Consider the following 23218-nt stretch of genomic DNA (forward strand, 5'->3'; position numbering starts at 1 on the left):
AGGCCCCCTCGGCCCGGCCCCTGCCCGGTCCGGACGAGCCGCTCGGGGCGGCCGGCGTCCCCGACCTGCGCTACGCCGCCGTCACCGCGCTCTTCACCGACGATCCGGCCGACCCGGACGCCTCCGCGGCGCTCGCCCGCGCCCGCGACGCCCTCGCCGGGCTGGGCCTGGCCGACGCCTGGGATCACCCGGCCCACGAGGCCCTCCTTGCCGAGGCCGACTTGCTCTGGCACGGCCCCGCCGAGTGGGACGCCCTGGGCGACTAGGGGCGACGACCCCTCGCGCCCGGACGCCCCGGGTGTCAGACTGGGCGCCATGCCGCGATCGATCTGGAAGGGCGCCGTCTCGTTCGGCCTCGTCACGATCCCCATCAAGATGTACGGGGCCACCGAGGAGAAGGACATCACCTTCCGCCAGGTGCACGACGAGGACGCCGGACGCATCCGCTACAAGCGCGTCTGCGAGGCGTGCGGCAAGGAGGTGCCCTACGAGCACATCGTCAAGGGCTACGACGCCGGCGACGGCCGGATGGTGACCCTGGACGCCGCCGACTTCGAGGACCTCCCCCTCCCGAGCGCGAAGGCGATCGAGATCGTCCAGTTCGTCGATATCGAGCAGATCGACCCGAGCTACTTCAACAAGTCCTACTTCCTGGAGGCCGAGGGGCCCGGGGTGAAGCCGTACGTGCTGCTGCGGGAGGCGCTGGCGTCCTCGGGGCGCGCGGGCATCGTGAAGGTGGCCGTCCGGACGCGCGAGACGCTGGCGCTCGTCCGCGCGAAAGACGACCTGCTCATGCTGCACACCATGCTGTGGCCGGACGAGTTGCGCGACGGTTCGTTCGCCGCACCGCCGGAGACGGCGACGGCCTCCAAGGCCGAGGTGGAGATGGCGACGATGTTCATCGACCAGCTCACCTCCGACTTCGACCCGACCGCGTTCACCGACTCCTACCGCGAGGCGCTGGAGCAGGTCGTCGCCGCGAAGCTGGAGGGCACGCCGATGCCCGCCGAGAGCGGGGGCGAGGAGCCCGAGCAGGCCGAGGTGGTCGACCTGGTGGCCGCGCTGAAGGCGTCCGTGGCGGCCGCGAAGAAGAGGCGCGAGGAGGCGGAAACCTCGACAAAACCCAAGAAGTCTCAAGTTAGCTGAGACTTTAGGGAGACGTGTCGCTAAAAATCGCTTATCTTTCTCTCGTGCGCTGACCACGCACCATCGGGGTCCCGGGCAGAAGCCTGGGGGGGAGGCCTGACCTCCGGGTTCTCTGAACCCCCGATGAGAAAGCTCTCAGCATGCGCTTGGCCCTGCGGTGGTCTCTCGTTCGGTTCGTCGGTATCGCGGTCCCCCTCACGTTGATGGGGCCCCTCGCCCTCTCCGGGACGGCCCTCGCCGCGCCCTCGAGCGCGACGCCGCCGGCGTCCGTGCCGGCCGCCGCTCCGGCCCCCGTCACCGCGGCGCCGGCCGCACCCGGGTCCGCCGGCCCGACCCCCAAGCGGGCGGCGTCCGCGAAGGTCGACGCCACCAAGAAGGCCCTGGCGAAGGCGTCCGGGAGCCTCGGGCTGCCAGTCGCCACGACGGGCAAGCAGGTCTGGAGCGCCACGATGGCCGCGCCCGACGGCGTCGCCGTCGCGGGCGTGACGTGGCCGACGAAGGCCGGCGCGGACGTCCAGGTGTTCCTGCGCACCAAGGACGCCTCCGGCCGCGCGTCCGCCTGGCAGAAGCTGGACACCGAGGCCCCGGCCGGCGGCGCGGAGTCGCCGACCGGCGGCACGGACCCCATCGTCGTCACGGACGCCGCCTCCGTGGAGGCGGCCACCGTCGCCGGGCAGGACGTCGGGGCGACGCTGCGCGTGATGTCGTCCGCGGAGACCGCCGCCGACGACAAGGCCGTCGCCGAGCGGACCGGCGGTGACGCGCTCGGCGGGACGCCGGCGTCCCTCGGGATTCGCTCGCGCGCCGAGTGGGGCGCGAACGAGAGCCTCGTGCGCTACGGCTACACCTATTCGACGGTGACCGGGGTGATGATCCATCACACCTCGGGGTCCAACAGCTACACGCAGGCGGCGGTGCCGGCGATCCTGCGGTCGATCCAGGCGTACCACGTGAACGGGCGCGGCTGGAACGACATCGCCTACAACGTGCTCGTCGACAAGTACGGCACCGCGTGGGAGGGCCGCGGCGGCGGCCTGGCGCGGGCGGTGCAGGGCGGCCACGGCTGGAAGGTGACGAACGCGCGGGTGTTCGGGCTGTCGTTCATGGGCGACTACCAGACCGCGGCGGCCCCGGCGGCGATGCTCGACAAGGCCGAACGCATCATCGCGTGGAAGTTCCAGGCGCACGGGGTCGACCCCTACGGCACGACCTGGGGGTCCGGCGGGCAGGACGGCGGCTCGACCTTCCTCAACGCCATCTCCGGGCATCGCGACGAGAACGCCACCGACTGCCCCGGAAAGAACGTCTACAGCCGCTTCGCCGAGATCCGCTCGAAGGTGAAGGGGTACATGGCGACCGACTGGGACGGCGACCGCTCGTTCAACCAGGACGCCACCGGCGACGGTAAGCCCGACCTCGCGGTCGTGGACGGCCAGAACGTTATGATCACGCAGCTCTTGGCGCAGCCGTTCACGCCCCGGCGAGCTCTGACCCTGCCGACCGCCCCGCGGGACGCCGTGCTCGCCGGCGACCTCTCAGGCGACGGGGTGGGCGACATCGTCGTCCGCGACTACGCCGGCGTCCTGAAGCTGTACCGCGGCCTGGTCGGCGGCGGGTACAGCCAGACGGGCACGACGCTGGCGTCCGGGTGGGGCGGCTACGAGCAGTTCATCGCGGCGCCCAACTTCGGCGGCGACCGCCGGGGCGCGCTCCTGGCGCTCGACCGGGCGAACCGGCGCATCCTCGCCTTCCCGGGCAACGGCGCCGGCGGGCTGCAGACGCCCCAGACGCTCACGACGGCCGGCGTCGACTACGACCTGATCGCCCTCGCGGGCGTCTGGAACACCACCGACGGGACGCCCGACCTGGTCGCCCGCCGCACGAACGGCACGCTCGACCTGCTGGCCGGCGACGGCTACGGCACGGTGAAGTCGACGACGTCGCTCGGCGGCGCGTGGGGCGACGCCTGGACGATCGTCGGCGGAGCCAACGTCGACGGATCCGGCGGCCCGGACCTCGTCGCGGTGAGCAAGACCGGCCAGATCTCCCTGACGACCTCGACGGCCGGACGCGTCGGCGGCACGAGCGCGCGGGCCGGGTCGGTCCGCGTGAGCACCGAGTTCGGCGGCTCGTACCGGAGCCTGACGCCCGCCCGCATCCTCGACACCCGCTCCGCGCTTGGCGCGCCCGGTCCCGTCGCGGCCAACGGCACGGTGTCCCTGCAGGTCGCCGGGCGCGGCGGCGTCCCGGCGACGGGCGTCTCGGCGGTCGTGCTGAACGTGACGGTCACGCGTCCGCAGGCGGCGGGCAACGTGCAGGCGTGGGCGTCCGGGGCGGCGATGCCGAGCACGTCGTCGCTGAACTTCGCGCCCGGCCAGGACGTGCCGAACGCCGTCGTGGTGCCCGTGGGGCGCGACGGCAAGGTGAACCTGCGCAACGCGTCCTCCGGCACGTCGCACCTCATCGCGGACGTCGGCGGCTACTACGTGGCCGGCAACGTCCAGGTGCCCGGCGCGTTCGCGCCGGTGGCGTCCTCGCGGCTGCTCGACACCCGGACGAATACCGGGGCCACCGGCCCGATCGCGCCCTACGGGACGGCGACGGTGCCGATCGCCGGACGCGGCGGCGTCCCCGCGACGGGCGTCGCGGCCGTCGCGCTCAACGTCACGGTGACGCAGCCGACCGTGGCGGGCAACGTCCAGGTGTACCCCTCCGGTACGCGCGCGCCGGCGTCCTCGAACGTGAACTTCGTGCGCGGCCAGACCGTCGCGAATCTGGCGGTGGTCAAGCTCGGCGCCGACGGCCGCGTGACCCTGCGCAACAGCTCGTCGGGCACCGTGCACCTGATCGCCGACATCGCGGGGTACTACCTCGCGGGGACGCCGACGATGCCCGGCTCGTTCGTGCCGCTCAGCCCCACCCGGACGCTCGACACGCGCGCCGCGCTCGGGGCGCCCGGCCCGGTGGCCCCCTACGGGGTGGTGGCCCTCCAGGCCACCGGACGCGGCGGCGTCCCGTCGTCGGGGGTTTCCTCCGTCGTCTACAACGTGACGGTCACCCGTCCACAAGTCTCCGGCAACCTTCAGGTGTACCCCTCGGGAGCGGCGATTCCGTCGTCTTCCAGCCTGAACTTCGTCGCCGGTCAGGACGTCCCCAACCTGGTGCCCGCGAAGGTGGGCACCGGCGGACGGGTCAGCCTGCGCAATGCCTCATCCGGCACCACCCATCTCATCGCCGACGTCGCCGGTTACTACCGATGACCGGTCCTCGCGATGGCCACCGAAGGATCCCCCAGCCTTCACAACCACTATGAAGGGATATTCCTCCATGCCTGAGAAGTTCGTTTCCCGGTCCCTCCGGACGGCCGTGACGCTGCCGCTCGTCAGCGCCGCGCTGGTTCTGCCGTCCACGTCCGCAGCGGCGGCTCCCGCGACGTCCCTCGCCCCCGCGGCGGGGAGCCAGACGTCGGTGAGCGCCGGGGCCGCCACGGCGGTCCGCACCGCCGGTGCCGCCCTGAAGTCGGCCGCTCGCCCGTCCGGGCTGCCGGCCTCGGCGAAGGGCCGCTTCGTGAGCACGTCGCGCCTCGCCGTCTCCGCCGACGTCAGCATGCTCGGCGTCACCTGGCCGACCACCGCGAAGCGGGTGTCGGTGTTCGTGCGCACCACGCAGGCCGGCCAGAAGGCGTCCGCGTGGAAGGCGGTGGGCCAGGAGCAGGGCACCGAGGCCGCGAAGACCGCCGGCACCGAGCCGACCATGGTGCTCGGCAAGGCGACGGTCGAGGCCGTCGTCCTCTCGGACGCGCCGGTCGCGGCCAGCCTGCGCTCCTACGGCTCGCAGGTCACCGGCACGGACGCCGCCGTCGCGTCGGCCGCGGCGAAGGCGACCGCGGACAGCGTCTCGATGCGGGCGGCGTCCGTCACGAGCGCGAACGCGACGTCGGCGACCGGCGTCTCCGGCGACGCGGTGTCGGGGAAGGCCGTCTCGATCTACCGGCCGACGATCCGCTCGCGGGCGGCGTGGCGGGCCAATCAGGGGCTCGTGCGCGAGCCCTACCGCTACGGCGTCGTCACGGGCGTGATGATCCACCACACCGCGACGAGCAACAGCTACACGCGCAGCCAGGTGCCCGCGATCCTGCGCGGCATCCAGGCGTACCACGTGAACGGACGCGGCTGGAACGACATCGCGTACAACGTGCTCGTCGACAAGTACGGCGTCGCCTGGGAGGGGCGCGGCGGCGGCCTCACGAACGCCGTCGTCGGCGGCCACGGCATGGGCATCACGAACGCCCGCGTGTTCGGGCTCTCGTTCATCGGCAACTACGACGTGAAGAAGCCCTCGTCCGCGATGCTGGACACCGCCGAGCGCGTCATCGCCTGGAAGTTCGCGATGCACAGCGTGTCGGTGTACGGGCGGACGTGGGGTTCGTCCGGCGCGCTCAACAACATCTCGGGGCACCGCAACGAGAAGAGCACGTCCTGCCCCGGACGCTACGTGTACGCCAAGATGAGCACGATCCGCGCGAAGGTGGCCACCTACAAGCAGCGCTACTACAGCAACGTGAGCGCGGCGGCCGTCCGGGCGGCGAGCCGCTGAGGATCCACAGGCGCTGAGGCGTCCGGTCGAAACGGCCGCTGAGCGGCTCTGACCGGACCAGCGCAGACCAGGCGAGTGCCGCCGTCCCCGGGGACGGCGGCACTCGCGTTTGTGTCCGTGGGCGTTTGTGGGCGTGTGTCTGGGGGCCTGTGTGTCCGGGGGCGCCGGATCGGGGAGCGGACCCCCAGAGTTCCGAGCCCCATCGGATGCTGTGGTTTGCTCACACCTCGTGAGCAAACCCAAGGCGCGATCGGGGTGGGGAGTTTCGGGGGTGAGGCCCACGTCGGGGCCCCACGTCCGGGGGCGCCCGGGGTGACCGGGGGCGTCCGGGGTGACCGGGGGCAACCGGCGCTTGGGGGCGTCCGGGGTGACCGGGGGCGTCCGGGGTGCGGCGACGATCGGCCAGGGCGACGGATCCGCCTCGTCGCGCGCGCACGAGTGCGCGCCGGATCGGGCATGACAGCGTTCCCACAGGATCTCTCGACAACCAGAGAGCGCTCGTTCGCGCGCGGCAGCCCGGACGCCGACGGCGAACGCGCAGGGGGCGGGAGCGCCCTCCCCGCCGTGCCGGATGCCGCCGAACGGTCCTTCGTCGGGCAACCGGCATGGTCTAGTCTCGGGTCGTGGATGCCATGACGACTGTTCCCCTGCCCAAGAACGAACCGAACCTCACCTACGCCCCCGGCACCCCCGAACGCGCGGAGCTGGAAGTCCGGCTCGCCGAGTTGGGCAACCAGGCCCCCGTCGAGCTGTGCGGCACCTTCGGCCACGAGAAGCGACCGGGCACCGGCAAGGACCGGCTCGAGGTGACGATGCCGTCCGACCACCGGCACGTGCTGGGCGTCGTGCAGCAGGCGTCCCATGAGGACACGGAGAAGTCCATCGAAGCGGCCCTCGAGGCCGGCGCGGAGTGGGCGCGGCTGCCGTTCGACGAGCGGGCCGCCGTCCTGCTGCGCGCCGCCGACCTCATCGCGGGCCCGTACCGGGCGACGATGAACGCGGCGACGATGCTCGGCCAGGGCAAGACCGTCCAGCAGGCCGAGATCGATTCGGCGTGCGAGCTCATCGACTTCCTGCGGTTCAACGTCGCCTACGCGCAGCAGATCTACGCCGAGCAGCCGGCGTCCAGCCCGGGCGTCTGGAACCGGATGGAGTACCGGCCGCTGGAGGGCTTCGTCTACGCCATCACGCCGTTCAACTTCACCGCGATCGCGGGCAACCTGCCCACCGCGCCGGCCCTCATGGGCAACCCCGTCATCTGGAAGCCGGCCCTCACGCAGTCGCTGGCCGCCCACTACTTCGTCGAGGTGCTGGAGAAGGCGGGCCTCCCGAGCGGGGTCATCAACATGGTGCCCGGGCACGGGGCCGAGGTGTCCGACGTGGCGCTGGCCAGCCCGCATCTCGCGGGCATCCACTTCACGGGGTCGACGCGGGTCTTCCAGGGACTGTGGTCGCAGGTGGGCTCCCACATCGCGAACTACCGCGGCTACCCGCGCATCGTCGGCGAGACCGGCGGCAAGGACTTCATCGTCGCCCACCCCAGCGCCGACCCCGACGCCCTCGTGACCGCCCTGGTCAGGGGCGCGTTCGAGTACTCCGGGCAGAAGTGCTCGGCGGCGTCCCGGGCGTACATTCCGAAGAGCCTGTGGAAGACGGTCGGCCCGGCGCTCATCGAGCAGACCGAGGCGCTCAAGGTGGGCGACGTCCGCGACCTGGCGAACTTCACCTCGGCGGTGATCGACCAGCGGGCGTTCGTGAAGATCTCCCAGGCGATCGAGGCGGCGAAGGCCAGCGCGGACGCCGAGGTCGTCGCGGGCGGCACCTATGACGACTCCGAGGGCTGGTACATCCGGCCCACGGTGATCGCGTCCGACAACCCGACGCAGGACATCTTCGTCACCGAGTACTTCGGGCCCGTGCTGGGCGTCCACGTGTACGACGACGCGAAGTGGAGCCAGGTGCTCGATCACGTCGACACGGCGTCCCCGTACGGCCTCACCGGCTCGGTCTTCGCGACCGACCGGACGGCGGTGCTGGAGGCGTCCGAGCGGCTGCGCTTCACGGCCGGCAACTTCTACGTCAACGACAAGCCCACCGGGGCGGTCGTGGGTCAGCAGCCGTTCGGCGGGGCGCGGGCGTCCGGCACGAACGACAAGGCGGGGTCGATGTGGAACCTGATCCGCTGGGCGTCGCCGCGCGCGCTCAAGGAGACGCTCGTCCCGCCGACGTCCACCGGCTACCCGCACATGCGCTGAGGCGCGCCCGAGGCGTCCCTCAGCTCGGACGCCGCCGGCGCCGGTCCCGGGCCGCGCCCCTACGGGGGCGCGGCCCTCGTGCGTCCCAGGGACGGGCCGGAGCCGCGGGCACAGTCGGGGTGGTCCTCATCTCGGTTTGTCAGCGAACTGATCGCGTTGGCAGAGTGTGCTCGCCCGGTCAACGGATGACCGGCACGACGAAGGAGTGCACGTGATCGAAGGTTGGGAACAGACGATGGGGGCGGCACCGCTCCTCGGGATCGCGGCGGGGGCGATCCTGCTGCTGCTGGTGTTGGTGATCCGGTTCAAGACGCACGCCTTCCTCGCGCTCACGATCACGAGCCTGCTGACCGCGCTGGCGACGGGGATCCCGCTGGCGAAGATCGTTCCGACGATCATCACGAGCTTCGGCAACACGCTCGGCTCGGTGGCCCTGCTGGTCGGCCTGGGCGCGATGCTCGGCAAGCTGGTGGAGTTCTCCGGCGGCGCGGCCGTGCTGGCCGAGCGGATGGTCAGCATCTTCGGCGAGAAGCGCGCCCCGTTCGCGTTGGGGCTCGCGTCTCTCATCATGGGTTTTCCGATCTTCTTCGACGCCGGCCTGGTCGTGATGCTGCCGGTGATCTTCGCGGTCGCCCAGCGGTTGCGCGGGCCGGTGCTCGCCTACGGAATCCCGGCCGCCGCGGCCTTCTCGGTGATGCACGTGTTCGCCCCGCCGCACCCCGGCCCGGTGTCGGCCACCGAGCTCTACAACGCGAACCTGGGCGTCGTGCTGCTGCTGGCCCTCGTGATCGTGTTCCCCCTGTGGTACCTCACCGGCGCCCGCTGGGGGCGCGTCGTCGCCCGCCGCCACCCCTACCAGCTGACCTCCAGCATCTTCGGAGAGGAGGACCCGGAGCAGGTCAAGAACCCGCCGCGCGTCGGCACCGTCATCGCGTGCCTCCTCGTGCCGCTCGGCCTGATCTTCCTGAACACGGGGCTGGACTTCCTGCGCGCGGCCGGCGTGGTCGACTCCGGAGCGCTGTGGTTCAAGGTCGGTTCGATGCTCGGCACCGCCCCCGTCGCCCTGCTGATCGCCGTGCTCTTCGCCAGCTACGTGCTGGGCTACCGGCGCGGGGAGGACGGCGTCGAGATGGAGAAGATCCTCGACTCCGCGCTGGGCCCGATCTGCTCGGTCGTGATCATCACCGGCGCGGGCGGCATGTTCGGCGGGGTGCTGCGGGCGTCCGGCATCGGGGACGCCCTGGCGCACTCGCTCAGCGACACCGGCCTGCCGCTGATCGTGGCGGCCTACCTCGTGTCGGCGATCCTGCGCGTGGCGCAGGGGTCGGCGACGGTCGCGCTCGTGACCGCCGCGGGCCTGATGGCCCCGGCCGTCGCGGGGGCGGGCTACAACCCGGTGCAGCTCGCCTGCATCGTGCTCGCCACGGCCGCCGGGTCGGTGTTCGCCGGCCACGTGAACGACTCGGGCTTCTGGCTGGTGGGACGCCTGATGGGCATGGACGTGACGACGACCCTGAAGGTCTGGACCGTCCAGCAGGCCATCGAGTCGGTCGTCGGCTTCGGGATGGTCTGCGCGGTGTTCGGCGTCGCCAGCCTCGTCTGAGGGGCCGGGCGCCCGACGATCGGCCGCCCGGCCGGCTGGCCACCCGCTCAGTGGGTGGCCAGCCACTCCTCGCCGATGGCCTGCTGGGAGTTCAGGACGCCCGTGATCTCGGGGGCCGCCTGCTCCTCGATCTGGCGACCCACGAACGGGACGTTCACGGTCAGCTCGCCGTCGTAGTCGATGGACGTCTCGGCGTCCGTGCCGCTGAGCGCGGCGGCGCCGGTCAGCGTGACCGGCAGCCCGGGGACGGCGATGTCGAGGCGTCCGTCACGCCCCCCGGACGCCGTCCGCGGCCCCCAGGCGACCGTCTGGACGACCGTCAGCGTCTTCCCGATGAACCGGCTGACCTCGGACGGCGCCTCGACGACCGCCCGCGTGCTCGTCGTCGGGGAGCCGGACGCCTCGCCGTCGACCGTCACCTCGTGCGAGTGTGCGCCCAGCCGCTCGCAGGCGTGGGCCAGGAAAGCCGGGTCGGTGAGCATGGCCAGGACCCGGTCGGGGGACGCCTTGAAATGGTGGCGTGCGGTGAGCTTCATGGCCCTCATTCTGGGGCACCGTGGCCCGTGCGTCACAGATCCTCTCGTGCGTGGCGCGGCATTCGGATCGCGCGTCTCGGGCCGCTTGGCTAGCATGACCGGTAAGCGATCGCACAAGGGAGTGATGATGGTGTCCGGTTTCTCGGCCGAGGATGCGGAGAAGGATCGGAAGCTTCAGGGGGCCGCGGCCGCGCTGGGGGAGGCGTTGCCGGTTCCGATCGATCCGGGGGCGTTCACGCGCTGCTACTTCGCGCGCAACAGTCCCGATGAACTCGCCGAGCGCGCGGAGGCCGACCTGGCCGCCCTCATGCGCGCCCACCTCGAGCTGGGGGCCCGGCGCGAGGGCGACACGGACCTGATCTCGGTCGTCACCCCGACCGCGGTTGAGGACGGCTGGAGCGCGCAGGGGTCCACCGTCGTCCAGATCGTCACGACCGATCGCTCGTTCCTTGTCGACACCGTCCTGATGGACCTGACGCGGCGGGACTGGTCGATCCGGCACCTGCATCACCCGCAGTTCCTGGCCGAGCGGGACGCCGACGGCGTCCTGACGTCGATCGCGCCCCGCGAGGCGGACGCCCCCGGCTCACCCGAGTCGTGGATCTGCCTGGAGATCTACCCGCCGCTCGGCCGCTCGGCGGACGAACTCGGCGCGACGCTCGCCGACGAGCTGCGGCCCGGCCTCCGGCAGGTGCGGCTGGCGGTCGAGGACTGGGACCGCATGCGCGCCCACGCCGTGGAGTGCGGCCGCGTGCTCGACCAGACGCCGCAGCCGGTGTCGCCGGGGCGGGTGCGCACGGTCATCCGGCTGCTGGAGTGGCTCGCCGACGACCACTTCGCGTTCCTCGGCTACCAGCGGTTCGCGGTGGAGGGGGAGCGCTTCACGCCCGTCGAGGGGTCGGCGCTGGGGATCTGCCGCGAGGATCTGGCCGTCGATTTCAACGCCATCGCGCCCGGCCACGACGGCCGCGAGCTGCTCGTCGTCACGAAGTTCCCGCGCCGCTCGCCGGTGCACCGGCCCTCCTATCTCGACTACCTGGGCGTCCGGGTGTTCGACGAGGCGGGGCACATCGTGGGCGAGCACCGGTTCCTCGGCCTGCTGGCCGCGACGGCGTACTCCGAGTCGGTCGACCACATTCCGGGGCTGGCCGAGAAGGCGCACGAGCTGGAGGCGTCCATCGGGTTCGATCCCGACAGCCACGGCGGCCATGTGGTGCGGCAGGTCGTGAACACCTACCCGCGCGACGAGCTGTTCCAGGCGAAGGTGGCCGAGCTCGCCCCCATCGTGGAGACCGTCGTCAACCTGCAGGAGCGCCGGCAGGTGCGGCTGTTCGTGCGAGCCGACCGGTACGGCCGGTTCGTCTCCTGCACGATCTACCTGCCCCGCGACCGGTACAACACAGCCGTCCGGACGCGGATCGCGCAGATCCTGATGGACGCCCTCGACGCCGAGACGCTGGAGCACCAGGTGCAGGTCAGCGAATCGGTGCTGGCCAGGCTCTTCTTCGTCGTGAAGCTCCCCGACGGCGCGCGGGCGGCCGACGTCGACGTGGCCGGCCTCGAGCGGCGCATCGCCGCCGCGACCCGCAGTTGGGACGACGAGTTCAACGCTGTGGCCGACGAACTCCCGGCCCAGGAGCGCGGCGTCGAGTTCGGCGAGGCCTACGAGTCGGTGTTCGACCCGGCCGTGGCCGTGGAGGACCTGCGGCTCGCGAACGCCCTCGACCCCGCCGACGACGGCGACCTCCAGTTCAGCATCGCCCCCGACGCGGAGCGGCCGCACGCGCTGCGCTTCAAGGTGTTCACGCGCCGGCCGATGTCGCTGACCGAGGTGCTGCCGCACCTCGGCGTCCTCGGGGTGGAGGTGACCGACGAGCGTCCGTTCGAGTGGGACCTGCGCGGCGACCGCGTCCACGTCTACGACTTCGGTCTGCGCCTGCCGGACGATCTTCCGGCGGAGTGGGACGCCGACGACCGGGCGCGGTTCCGGGCGGCGTTCGCGGCGTCCTACCGGGGGCTCGCGCACCCGGGCAAGATGAACCGGCTCGTGATGACGGCGAAGCTCACCTGGCAGCAGGTGAGCTGGCTGCGCGGCATCGGGCGGTACCTGCAGCAGGCGGGCATCCCGTTCTCGCAGTTCTACGTCGCGGACGCGCTCACCGAGTACCCGGCCATCGCGGCGGCGCTCGTGGACGCCTTCGAGACCAAGTTCGACCCCGCGCGCGGGGGCGAGGTGGGCGAGCGGGCGGCGTCTTTCGAGGAGAAGGCCCGGGCGATCGAGAAGATGCTCGACGACGTGGCCTCCCTTGACCAGGATCGCATCCTGCGCATGTACGTCGCGGTGCTGCGGGCGGTCGTTCGGACGAACGCGTTCGTCGAGGACGCGCCCGCGCTGGCCCTGAAGATCCTGCCCCGCGAGCTCGCGCTGCTGCCCGAGCCGCGACCCGCGTTCGAGATCTTCGTCGTCAGCCCCCGGGTGCAGGGCGTGCACCTGCGGTTCGGCCCGGTCGCGCGCGGCGGGCTGCGGTGGTCCGACCGCAAGGAGGACTTCCGGACCGAGGTGCTCGGCCTCGTCAAGGCCCAGATGGTGAAGAACACGGTGATCGTGCCGGTGGGCGCGAAGGGCGGGTTCGTGCCGATGAACCTGCCGGACGCCCGCACCGATCGCGCGGGCTGGCTCGCCGAGGGCGTGGCCTGCTACGAGATCTTCATCACGTCGCTGCTGAGCGTCACCGACAACATGGTGGACGGGGCGGTCGTGCCGCCCGAGGGCGTCGTCCGGTACGACGCCGACGACGCCTACCTCGTCGTGGCCGCCGACAAGGGCACGGCCGCGCTGTCGGACAACGCGAACGCGATCTCGCTCGCGCGCGGGTTCTGGCTGGGGGACGCCTTCGCGTCGGGCGGCTCGGTCGGCTACGACCACAAGAAGATGGGCATCACGGCTCGGGGGGCCTGGGAATCGGTCAAGCGGCACTTCTACGAGATGGGCGTCGACTGCCAGGCCGAGGACTTCACCTGCGTCGGCGTCGGCGACATGGCGGGCGACGTCTTCGGCAACGGGATGCTCCGCAGCGAGCACACCAAGCTGGTGGCCGCGTTCAACCACCTGCACGTCTTCCTCGACCCGGACCCCGACCCGGCGGCGTCCTTCGCCGAGCGCGCGCGCCTGGCCGCGCTGCCGCGGTCGTCGTGGGCCGACTACGACCCGAGCGTGATCTCGGCCGGCGGCGGCGTCTACGAGCGGACGCGCAAGGCGATTCCGGTCTCCGACCAGGTGCGCGAGGTGCTCGGGATCGACGACGGCGTCACCGAGCTGACGCCTCCCGAGCTGATCTCCGCGATCCTGCGGGCGCCGGTCGACCTCGTCTGGAACGGCGGCATCGGGACGTACGTGAAGGCGTCCTTCGAGCGCAACGAGGACGTGGGCGACAAGGCGAACGACGCCGTCCGCGTGGACGGCGGGCAGGTGCGCGCGAAGATCGCCGGCGAGGGCGGCAACCTGGGCTGGACGCAGCACGGGCGCATCGAGTACGCGATGGCCGGCGGACGCATCAACACCGACTTCATCGACAACTCGGCCGGGGTGGACACGTCCGACCACGAGGTGAACATCAAGATCCTGCTGCAGCCGGCCGTGAAGGCCGGCGAGTTGGACGCCGACGCGCGCGTCGAGCTGTTGGAGTCGATGACCGAGGACGTGGCGCGCCACGTGCTGGAGCACAACGTCGACTCGAACAGAGCCCTGGCCGCCGGCGCGCTGCTGGCGGTCGACCGGGCCGAGGCGAACGAGTCGTGGATGCGGGAGCTGGAGGCGTCCGGGCATCTGGATCGCGAGTTGGAGGGCCTGCCGAGCAGCGAGGAGATGGCCCGGCGGATCGACGAGGGGCGGCGCCTCACCCGGCCCGAGTACGCGACGCTGCTGGCGTACACGAAGATCCGGCTCTCCGAGCTCGTCATCGACTCCACGCTGCCCGACGACCCCTACCTCGCGGACCGGCTGTCGACGTATTTCCCCAAGCCGCTTCGGGAACGGTTCGCTGACGCCATGCGGAATCACCCGCTGCGTCGCGAGATCGTCTCGACGGTCACGGTGAACCGGTTTGTCAACAGCCAGGGGCCGAGCGCGTACAACCGGCTGGCGACGGAGACGCAGTCCGACATCGACCGGATCGTCCGGGCGCAGCTCGCCGCCCGCACGATCTTCCGCGTCGCGGGGATGGAGCTGAGCCTGCCGAAACTCGACGTGGACGCCGCGACCGAGACCGGCGTCCGGGTGTCGCTGCAGCGGATGGTCGAGCGGGCCGCCCGCTGGCTGCTGCACAACCGCCGCGGCCACATCGACATCACGCGCGAGGCGAATCGGTTCACCACGCCGATCGGCGTGGTGGTCGGGCTGCTGCCCGGCCTGCTCAGCTCGGCCCAGCGCGCGGTGTGTGAGGAGGAAGCCCGCGCGATGATCGCGGCCGGGGTGTCGGAGGACGTCGCCGGCCCGGTCTCGACGGCCCGGCTGGCGCACCTGGCCCTGCCGATCGTCGACACGGCGCTCGACCTGGGCCGCGACCCCGCGTTCGTGGCGGGGCTCGACTTCACGCTCGCCCAGGAGCTCGGGCTCGACATCGTCATGGAGCGGGTGGACGCCCTGGAGCGCCGGTCGCGCTGGGAGACGATGGCCCGCGCCGCGTTGCGCGACGACCTGCAGGCGCTGCAGGCGCAGCTGACGCGGGACGTGCTTCAGGCCGCGCCGGAGGCGTCCGGGGAGCGCGAGGCGATCGACGCGTGGCGGGCCGGGGTGAAGGGCACCGATGAGGAGGTCCGGCTGCTGGCGGAGGCCTGCGACGGCCCGGTCGACCTGGCGCGGATGTCGGTGGCGCTGCGGGTGGTGCGGAGCCTGCTGACCTGATATTCAGGTCCCCATGCGGACGGCGTCCGAGGGGGCGAGAGGAGACGGCATGACGGACCAGCAAGGTGAACGGCCGACGGGGTTCGCGCGCGGTGCGCCCCTGCCTCCGGTCCTGCTGGGGGTGGCGCTCATCGTCGTGGTCGGTGACTCGCTGCTGCGCGCCGTGCTCGGGCAGCCGCTGTCGCCGGTGCGGTTCGCCGTCGTCGGCGTGTTGACGGTCGCGTGGGCGTGGTACGTGTACCCGGCGCTCGTGCAGGTCTACCAGCGGCGCTGACAGCGTGCCCGGCATGCGGATCGACCTGCACACCCATTCGTCCGTCTCCGACGGAACGGACGCCCCGGCCGCCCTGGTCGCGAAGGCGGCGGCCGCGGGGCTGGACGCCGTCGCGCTGACCGATCACGACACGTTCGATGGGCTGGCGGAGGCGCACGCCGCCGGCCCCGCGGCGGGCGTCGAGGTGCTGGGCGGGCTCGAGATGTCGACCGAGCGCGGCGGCAACGCCGTCCATCTACTCGGCTACGGCTGCCGCACCGACGATCCGGCCCTCCTGGCCGAGCTGGCCCGGCTGCGGGACGCCCGCGATGACCGCGTGCCGCGCATGGTGGCCCGGCTGGGCGAGCTGGGCATGCCGCTGACGGTGGAGGATGTCCTCGCCGAGGCGCGGGATACGCCGAGCGTCGGGCGTCCGCACGTGGCCGACGCGCTGGTGCGCAAGGGCTACGTGGCGAACCGCGACGAGGCGTTCGACAGCTGGCTGGCCGACGGCGGCCCCGCGTACGTCGAGCGCTACCAGACCCCGCTGGAGGACGCGATCGCCCTGGTCAGGGGCGCGGGCGGCGTCCCGGTGCTGGCGCACCCGTGGTCGCGCGGACGCCGCGCCGACCTGCCCGAGGAGGTGCTGGCCGAGCTGGTTCGGGAGCACGGGCTGGCGGGTTTGGAGGCCGACCATCCCGATCACGACGCCGCGACGCGGGCCGCGTTGCACGCGATCGCCGACCGGTTGGGGGTGCTGGCCACAGGGTCGTCCGACTATCACGGCCTCGGCAAGACCAACAATCCGCTGGGCGCGTGCGTGACCGATCCGGCGGTCTATGCCGACATCGTCCGCCGCGTGGCGGAGGGGTAGGCGCTCAGGCGCCTGGCTGCTCCGCGCCGCGGACGCCCGTAGGGCGACCCTTCTTGCCGGTCTGGCCGCCCTTGCCTCGGAGGCGGGCCAGGTTGGTGACGAGCGTCAGCACGAACGCGAGAAGGAACGAGACGACCATCGCGACGGTCATGCCGACGGGTGTGGTCGCGATGAACGGGGCGACGAAGGCGGGGAGATACGCGGACGCCTCGGCGCCCGTCGCGCCCACGACTGCGCCCCCGGCGGTGGCCGAGAGGAGCGCGATCGCGAAGACCAGCCGGGCCCCGAACATGAACGGGTAGGCGGCTTCGACGAAGGTCCCAAAGAAGAAGTTCACGGCAGCTCCGGAGCCGGCCAGTGCCCGTTCGCCGGTCGTGCGCGGCCGGACGACGTTCGCCAACGTGATGCCCAGGGACACCATGACCATGCTCACCATGTCGACGGCTCCGAAGAAGCTGTGCCCTTTCTGGCCCATCTCCAGCAGGACGAGCGGCAAGATCACCGAGTGGTAGACGCCGCCCAGGATCGCGGGCCACATGGCGAGCCCGGCCAGCGCGCCCGCGAGCACCGGGCTGACGGCGAGCGCCCACTCGATGGAACCCTTGACCGCGTTGCCGAGTTGGGACGTGAAGGGGGCGCGCGAAGTACACGAGCAACCCGGGGATGAGCCCTGCCAGTGCCCCCGTGGCGATGTTGGCGGTGGTGGCCGGAAAACGATGGCCGAGGGTCCAGGAGATCACGGCAGACGCGATCAGGCCCGCCAGGATGCCGGCGACCAGGCCGCCGAACAGGCCGCCCGGTGCCGCGAGAATCCCCGCGACCGCTCCGGCGACCAAGCCGACCTCATCGAGTCCGGAGATTCTGCGCGCCGCGACGGCCGAGACGACGATCGGCAGCGATGCGAGGAGCAACTCGAAGATGGGAGTCAGCACGTCCAAACCGGGGATCTTGCTGCACGCCAGCACCAGCGCGAGCGAGATGAAGGCGGGGATACAGCCGACCATGATCCCGCGCAGGCTGATCCGCCGCCACGCGGGCTCCCCACCCTCAGCCGTTTGGGCACGCCCGAGGGTTGGCCGGTAGGGGAGTGCCCAGTGCTTGGCCAGCGCCGACACGTAGGCCACCGCTCGCGTGGTGCTCGTCGTCCCGGTGGTGCCGGACGCTGCGATCAGATCCACCCCCGCCTGCTGCGCGGCGGCAAGCGAGGTGCCCCCGGGAGGGCGCGGTGTTCGACGTCCCAGCGTGGGCGCCGCGCAGGTCGTCGGGTCCGCGATGGACTAGGGTGGGGCCATGCAGATTCGGGGTTGGTGGCGCCGTCCAGGCGGCTGCTGACCCTTCCTACCCATCGCACGGCCGTCTCGTAGGCGGCCGTTTCGTATGTCCGCCCGCGGCGTCCGAGAAACGGAGAATCATGACCGAGCAGGCCTCCGATCCCACGATCGAGCACCGAGACGAGGCCGACGCGGGCGAAAGCCTCGCGGCGTCCACGTCGGAGGCGTCCCTGCGCAGAACCGAGGAGCGCAGCGCGGCGATCGAGGAGCAGATCGGGAAGGACCCGAGCGGGTTCCGGATGCTGACGGGCGACCGCCCGACGGGCAACCTCCACATCGGCCACTACTTCGGGTCGCTGACGAACCGGCTGCGGCTGCAGAACGCGGGCGTCGAGACGTTCATCGTGATCGCCGACTACCAGGTGATCGCGGACCGCGACGGCACCGGCGCGATCCGCGACCGGGTGTACTCGCTGCTCACCGACTACCTCGCGATCGGCATCGACCCGGTCAAGACCACGATCTTCACCCACAGCGCCGTGCCGGCGCTCAACCAGCTCATGCTGCCGTTCCTGTCGCTCGTGACCGACTCCGAGCTGTACCGCAACCCGACGGTCAAGTCCGAACACGAGGCGACCGGCGGACGCCCCATGTCCGGCCTGCTGCTCACCTACCCGGTGCACCAGGCCGCGGACATCCTGTTCTGCAAGGCGAACCTCGTGCCCGTCGGCAAGGACCAGCTGCCCCACCTCGAACAGACCCGCGTCGTGGCCCGGCGGTTCGACGAGCGCTACGGCCGCGTGACGCCCGACGAGCCGGTCTTCCCCCAAGCGGAGGCCCTGCTGACGATCGGCGGGTCGCTGATCCTCGGCACCGACGGCACGAAGATGAGCAAGAGCAAGGGGAACACGATCGAGCTCGGGATGACGGCCGACCAGACGGCGAAGCTCATCAAGCGCGCCGTCACCGACTCGGAGCGGTTCATCACCTACGACCCCGACACGCGCCCCGAGGTCGCCAACCTGCTGCGCCTCACCGGCCTGTGCACCGGACGCGATCCGCGCGCGATCGCCGACGAGATCGGCAACGGCGGCGGCGGGACGCTGAAGAAGATGCTCACCGAGGCCCTCAACGAGACCCTCGCGCCGGTGCGCGAGCGGCGGACCGACCTCGCGGACGACCCGGCGTACCTCGCCGGCGTCCTCGCGCGCGGCAACGCGCGGGCCAACGAGGTGGCGGACGCGACGCTCGGTGACGTCCGGGCGGCGATGGGCATGCAGTACTCCTAAGGGTGGTTTTGGGCGCCGGCCACCCTGGGGTGTGCCGGCGCCGAGCAGGTCGGAGCACCCTGGAAACACGAAGTGACGAGGCACGTCACCCGAGAGTCGGTCACCCCTCGGGGGTCTTTCATACACCCCTGCGCATGGGAGAGAGTCGTGGGGTTCGGGCCGAAACTCGGGGGAGATGAGGAACGTGAGCGCTGTGCTGCGCCCGCAGCCGCCTGCTGCGGCTGACATCGGGCAGACCGGCCGCAGCCGGGGCCTGGGGCTGTGGTGGGAGTGGTCTGCCGCCGCCCTGTGCGCCATGACGCTGGTGGCTGCCCTGGCGCTCGGATTCGTCCTCGACTCCTCCCGCGACGGACTCATCGGCTGCGCTGCCGCCGGGTGCCTGCGCCCCTCGTTCGGCCTGCTCGTGCCCCTGGTCGCCTTCGTCGGGCTCTTCGTCGGCATCGGCGCCGCCCGCAGCGGCTACCGGCACGGCCGCGCCGGCATGTCGGTGGTGCTCTGGCTGGTCTTCGCGCTCCAGGTGGGGGCGACCGCGACCGCGATCCTCTTCGGCCTGTAGCGCGCGCCCGACGATCGCCAGACACGAGAGCGGACGCCGCCGGCGTCCGCTCTCGTGCGTTCGGCTCTTAGACGTTCCCCTTCTCCGCGCCGATCGTCGTGTCGGGCCCGTGGCCGGTGTGGACGACCGTGTCGTCGGGCAGGGCGAAGAGCCGCTTGCTGATCGAGGCGACGATGACGTCGTGGCTGCTGAAGCTGCGTCCGGTGGCGCCGGGACCGCCCTCGAACAGCGTGTCGCCCGTGAACACGGCCCCCAGGTCGGGCGCGACCAGACACACCGAGCCGGGGCTGTGGCCGGGCGTGTGCAGCACGGTCAGCGTCGTGCCGCCCACCTCGAACGTCTGGCCGTCCGCGAGGGGACCGTCGGGGTCGGCGTCGTGCGTGAGCCGCCAGACCGGCAGGTCGTCGGGATGGAGGAGCACCGGCGCGTCCACCCGCCGGCCCAGCTCGGGCGCGTACCTCACGTGGTCGTCGTGCCCGTGGGTGCAGAGCACCGCGAGGACGCGGCGTCCGCCGACGGCGTCCAGAATCGCGTCGACGTCGTGCGGGGCGTCGACGACGTAGCAGGCGTCGTCGTCGCCGATCACCCAGACGTTGTTGTCGACGTCGAACGTCTCCCCGTCGAGGCTGAACGTGCCCGACGTGACGGCGTGGTCGACGCGGGCGTTCACGACTCCTCCCCGAACACCACGACCGACCGCAGCACCTCGCCGCGGCCCATCTTCGCGAAGGCGTCCTCGATGTCACCGGGGCCGATCTCCTCGGTGACGAAGGCGTCCAGCGGCAGCCGGCCCTGCAGGTACAGGTCGATCAGCATCGGGAAATCCCTGGTCGGCAGGCAGTCGCCGTACCAGGAGGACTTGAGCGAGCCACCGTGGCTGAACACGTCCAGCAGCGGCAGCTCGAGGGTCATCTCGGGCGTGGGGACGCCCACGAGCACGACCCGGCCCGCCAGATCGCGGGCGTAGAACGCCTGCTTGTAGGTCTCGGGGCGGCCCACCGCGTCGATCACGACGTCGGCGCCGAAGCCGTCCGTGAGCGACTTGACCGCCTCCACAGCGTCCTGCACCCGGCTGTCGACCGTGTGCGTCGCGCCCAGCTCGGACGCCCACGCGAGCTTGCGCTCGTCGACGTCGACCGCGACGATCGTCGTCGCGCCCGCCAGCCGCGCGCCCGCGATGGCGGCCGCGCCCACCCCGCCGCAGCCGATGACCGCGACGGACTCGCCGCGCTGGATCGCGGCGGTGTTGAGCGCGGCGCCGAGCCCGGCCATCACGCCGCAGCCGAGGAGCCCGGCGACGGCCGGGCGGGCGTCCGGATTCACCGGCGTGCACTGCCCGGCGGCCACCAGCGTCAGCTCCTGGAACGCGCCGATGCCGAGCGCGGGGGAGAGCTCCGTGCCGTCGACCAGGGTCATGCGCTGGGTCGCGTTGTGCGTGGCGAAGCAGTACCAGGGCTCGCCGCGGCGGCAGGCCCGGCACTCGCCGCAGACGGCGCGCCAGTTCAGAACGACGTAGTCGCCGGGCGAAACCTCCGTGACGCCCTGGCCGACGGACTCCACGACGCCCGCCGCCTCGTGGCCGAGCAGGTACGGGTAGTCGTCGCCGATGCCGCCCTCGCGGTAGTGGAAGTCTGTGTGGCAGACCCCGCACGCCTGCACGCGCACGAGCGCCTCACCCGGGCCCGGATCGGGCACGTTGACGGTCACGACCTCCACGGGCGCGCCCTGGGCGCGCGCGATCACTCCTTGGACCTGATGCATACGTCCGATCCTGTCCGGAGCGGGCGCGCCAGTCAAACGCGGAGGGCGCGGCGGGTCGCCGATGTCCGTGGGCGCGGACGCCCGTGACGACGGCCGCACGGCCGGCGTCCGGGCTTGTCAGCCCTCGGTCGCCGGAGACTCGGCGGGCGCGGAACCCTCGTGCGTCTCCGAGCGGTGCGAGCGCCCGCGGCCGCCACGGCGGCGACGGCGACGCTTGTGGCCCTCGCCCGAGCCGTCGCCGTGCTCGCGCGTGCCGGACGCCTCGCCCGACCCGTCGTGCGTGTCCTCCGGGCCGCCCTGATCGGACTCCTCGGATTTCTTGGGCTTCTCGGCCGACCGGACGCCGTCGGCGTCCTGCGGTTGACCGTTGCGCAGGCGACGGCGCTGCCGGTTCGACGCGGGACGCGGCTCGCGCTTGCGTTCGCGCTCCTTGCGCTCCTTGCGCTCGACGGGGGCCGGATCCTTCAGCCGGCCCCGCGTGCCCTCGGGGATGCCGAGGTCGGTGAACAGGTGCGGGGAGGTGGAGTAGGTCTCGACGGGGGTGTCGAAATCCTGCTGCAGGGCCTTGTTGATGACCTTCCAGCGGGTCACGTCGGACCAGTCGACCAGCGTGACCGCGATGCCCTTCGCGCCCGCGCGGCCCGTGCGGCCGATGCGGTGCACGTACGTCTTCTCGTCGTCAGGGCACTCATAGTTCACGACGTGGGTGATGTCGGCGACGTCGATGCCGCGGGCGGCGACGTCGGTCGCGACGAGGCATTGCACCTTGTCGTCGCGGAATCGCTTGAGCGCCTTCTCGCGCAGCGCCTGCGACAGGTCGCCGTGGATGGAGGTGGCGCTGAAGCCGCGCTCCTCGAGGTCGTCGGCGAGCCGCTGGGCCGCGCGCTTGGTGCGCGTGAAGACCATCATCTTGCCGGCGCCCTCGGCCTGCAGGATGCGGGCGACGATCTCCGGCTTGTCGAGGTCGTGCGCCTGGTAGATGAACTGCGTCGTGTCGGGGACGGTCATCTTCGCGTCCTGCGACTCGGCGCGGATGTTCACCGGCTGGTTCAGGTGCATGCGCGCCAGGCCGACGATCGCGGCCGGCATCGTCGCCGAGAACAGCAGCGTCTGCCGGGACGACGGCGTCTTCCCGATCAGCCGCTCGACGTCGGGCAGGAAGCCCATGTCGAGCATCTCGTCGGCCTCGTCGAGCACGAGCACCCGGACGTGGCTGAGGTCGAGGTCGCGGCGGTTCACCAGGTCCAGCAGGCGTCCGGGGGTGCCGACGACCACGTCGACGCCCTCGGCGAGGGCGTCCAACTGCGGCTCGTAGCCGACGCCGCCGTAGACGGTCAGGATGCGGGCCTGCCGGACGGTCGAGGCCGTCCGCAGGTCTTCGGTGATCTGGAGGGCGAGCTCGCGCGTGGGCGTCATGACGAGCGCCTGCGGCTTGCCCGGGGCGGTGAGCTCGGCGTAGCCGGGATCACTCGGGACGTCGATGCGCTGGAGCAGCGTGATGCCGAACGCGAGCGTCTTCCCCGTGCCGGTGCGGGCCTGCCCGATCATGTCGGTGCCCTCCAGCGCGATCGGGATCGACAGGGCCTGGATCGGGAACGGGGACGTGATGCCCACCTGATCGAGCGCCTGGACGATCTCGGGGCGCACCCCGAGATCGGCGAAGGTCTTGCTGGGTTCTGCCGGGGGCAGGTTGTTCTCTGACAGGATCGTGCCTCACTACTTTTCGCCGGCTCCCCGGCGCGGACGCCCGATCGCGCGCGCCTTCATGGGGCACGACCGAGGGCGCACGATGGTGTGCGCTCGACCGAGTTTAGCCCGTCCGACTAGGTCACGCCCAATCTCGGGGACGCCGCGTCGCCCGGGGCAGCCACGGGCGGCCCCGCGCGGACCCGACTAGACCGCGCCGAAGCCCACCGGACGCGCGTGCTCGGAGCCCAGATCGACGTACGCGATGTGCGCGGCCGGGATGAGCACCGAGCGGCCCTTCTCGTCGGAGAGCGCGAAGACGGCGGCGTTCGCCAGCGCGTCCCGCAGGTTCTTCTCGACGTCGGCGGCGGTGTCGTTCGTCTCGACGACGACCTCGCGGGCGACGTTCTGGATTCCGACCTTGACTTCCATGGACACTCCTGTGGGACGCGGGGCGGCGCGGGCACGCCGCCGCTGCTTCGCGGATGG

The 23218-nt window shown here is 71.8% G+C and carries 17 protein-coding genes; 11 read left to right on the forward strand and 6 right to left on the reverse strand.

The genetic code is table 11. The features are described from left to right. The 6 genes from WMJ97_RS00005 to WMJ97_RS00030 form a co-directional block, all read left to right on the forward strand. Positions 1-266: hypothetical protein (locus tag WMJ97_RS00005; protein WP_347346898.1), on the forward strand; the 266-nt coding region annotated here is incomplete at its 5' end. A 49-nt stretch (positions 267-315) separates the two neighbouring features. After that, positions 316-1146, forward strand: a complete 831-nt coding sequence (locus WMJ97_RS00010) for a Ku protein (protein ID WP_347346899.1) — start codon at positions 316-318, stop codon at positions 1144-1146. 203 nt (positions 1147-1349) lie between these two features. After that, positions 1350-4406: an N-acetylmuramoyl-L-alanine amidase gene (locus WMJ97_RS00015; protein WP_347346900.1), complete on the forward strand. Its 3057-nt coding sequence runs from the start codon at positions 1350-1352 to the stop codon at positions 4404-4406. 67 nt (positions 4407-4473) lie between these two features. Beyond that, positions 4474-5742, forward strand: coding sequence for an N-acetylmuramoyl-L-alanine amidase (locus WMJ97_RS00020; RefSeq protein WP_347346901.1), 1269 nt, complete (start codon positions 4474-4476; stop codon positions 5740-5742). A gap of 632 nt (positions 5743-6374) precedes the next feature. Beyond that, positions 6375-7997, forward strand: coding sequence for an L-glutamate gamma-semialdehyde dehydrogenase (pruA, locus tag WMJ97_RS00025; RefSeq protein ID WP_347346902.1), 1623 nt, complete (start codon positions 6375-6377; stop codon positions 7995-7997). A gap of 211 nt (positions 7998-8208) precedes the next feature. Next, the gene (locus WMJ97_RS00030) at positions 8209-9600 is read left to right on the forward strand and encodes a GntP family permease (protein ID WP_347346903.1); all 1392 of its coding nucleotides are present in this window, start codon (positions 8209-8211) and stop codon (positions 9598-9600) included. A 47-nt stretch (positions 9601-9647) separates the two neighbouring features. Here WMJ97_RS00030 and WMJ97_RS00035 read toward each other — a convergent pair whose 3' ends face one another. Next, positions 9648-10136, reverse strand: coding sequence for a DUF2505 domain-containing protein (locus tag WMJ97_RS00035; protein WP_347346904.1), 489 nt, complete (start codon positions 10134-10136; stop codon positions 9648-9650). 94 nt (positions 10137-10230) lie between these two features. Between WMJ97_RS00035 and WMJ97_RS00040 the strand changes: the two genes are divergently transcribed. The 3 genes from WMJ97_RS00040 to WMJ97_RS00050 are packed head-to-tail and all read left to right on the forward strand — an operon-like array spanning position 10231 to position 16166. Continuing rightward, a complete protein-coding gene (locus WMJ97_RS00040) occupies positions 10231-15039 on the forward strand; it encodes an NAD-glutamate dehydrogenase (RefSeq protein ID WP_347346905.1) in 4809 nt (1602 codons plus the stop codon). A 49-nt stretch (positions 15040-15088) separates the two neighbouring features. Beyond that, complete coding sequence (locus WMJ97_RS00045; RefSeq protein WP_347346906.1) at positions 15089-15313, forward strand: hypothetical protein; 225 nt, start codon at positions 15089-15091, stop codon at positions 15311-15313. Positions 15314-15326: 13 nt separating this feature from the next. Beyond that, on the forward strand, positions 15327-16166 hold the full coding sequence (locus WMJ97_RS00050; protein ID WP_347346907.1) for a PHP domain-containing protein: 840 nt from the start codon (positions 15327-15329) through the stop codon (positions 16164-16166). A 4-nt stretch (positions 16167-16170) separates the two neighbouring features. On the opposite strand, the gene WMJ97_RS00055 is transcribed toward WMJ97_RS00050, so the two are convergent. Beyond that, positions 16171-16734, reverse strand: a complete 564-nt coding sequence (locus WMJ97_RS00055; RefSeq protein ID WP_347346908.1) for a hypothetical protein — start codon at positions 16732-16734, stop codon at positions 16171-16173. A gap of 843 nt (positions 16735-17577) precedes the next feature. Between WMJ97_RS00055 and trpS the strand changes: the two genes are divergently transcribed. Both trpS and WMJ97_RS00065 read left to right on the forward strand, forming a co-directional pair. After that, positions 17578-18726, forward strand: a complete 1149-nt coding sequence (gene trpS, locus WMJ97_RS00060; protein WP_347346909.1) for a tryptophan--tRNA ligase — start codon at positions 17578-17580, stop codon at positions 18724-18726. 184 nt (positions 18727-18910) lie between these two features. Beyond that, entirely contained in the window at positions 18911-19282 is a 372-nt protein-coding gene (locus WMJ97_RS00065) for a hypothetical protein (RefSeq protein ID WP_347346910.1), read from the forward strand. A 67-nt stretch (positions 19283-19349) separates the two neighbouring features. Here the strand turns inward: WMJ97_RS00065 and WMJ97_RS00070 are convergent, their stop codons facing one another. The 4 genes from WMJ97_RS00070 to WMJ97_RS00085 all read right to left on the reverse strand — a co-directional run bounded on the left by WMJ97_RS00070 (position 19350) and on the right by WMJ97_RS00085 (position 23161). Next, a complete protein-coding gene (locus WMJ97_RS00070; protein ID WP_347346911.1) occupies positions 19350-19952 on the reverse strand; it encodes an MBL fold metallo-hydrolase in 603 nt (200 codons plus the stop codon). Next, a complete protein-coding gene (locus WMJ97_RS00075; RefSeq protein ID WP_347346912.1) occupies positions 19949-21043 on the reverse strand; it encodes an S-(hydroxymethyl)mycothiol dehydrogenase in 1095 nt (364 codons plus the stop codon). Before WMJ97_RS00075 ends, WMJ97_RS00070 begins: the two co-directional genes overlap by 4 nt. 117 nt (positions 21044-21160) lie before the next feature. Then, on the reverse strand, positions 21161-22750 hold the full coding sequence (locus WMJ97_RS00080) for a DEAD/DEAH box helicase (RefSeq protein WP_347347037.1): 1590 nt from the start codon (positions 22748-22750) through the stop codon (positions 21161-21163). A 186-nt stretch (positions 22751-22936) separates the two neighbouring features. Beyond that, positions 22937-23161 carry a DUF3107 domain-containing protein gene (locus WMJ97_RS00085; RefSeq protein ID WP_347346913.1) on the reverse strand — a complete coding sequence of 75 codons (225 nt, stop codon included), beginning with the start codon at positions 23159-23161 and terminating at the stop codon, positions 22937-22939. Positions 23162-23218 lie beyond the last annotated feature (57 nt).

The organism is Nigerium sp. (genome assembly GCF_039811905.1).
GTDB lineage: Bacteria > Actinomycetota > Actinomycetes > Propionibacteriales > Propionibacteriaceae > Propioniciclava.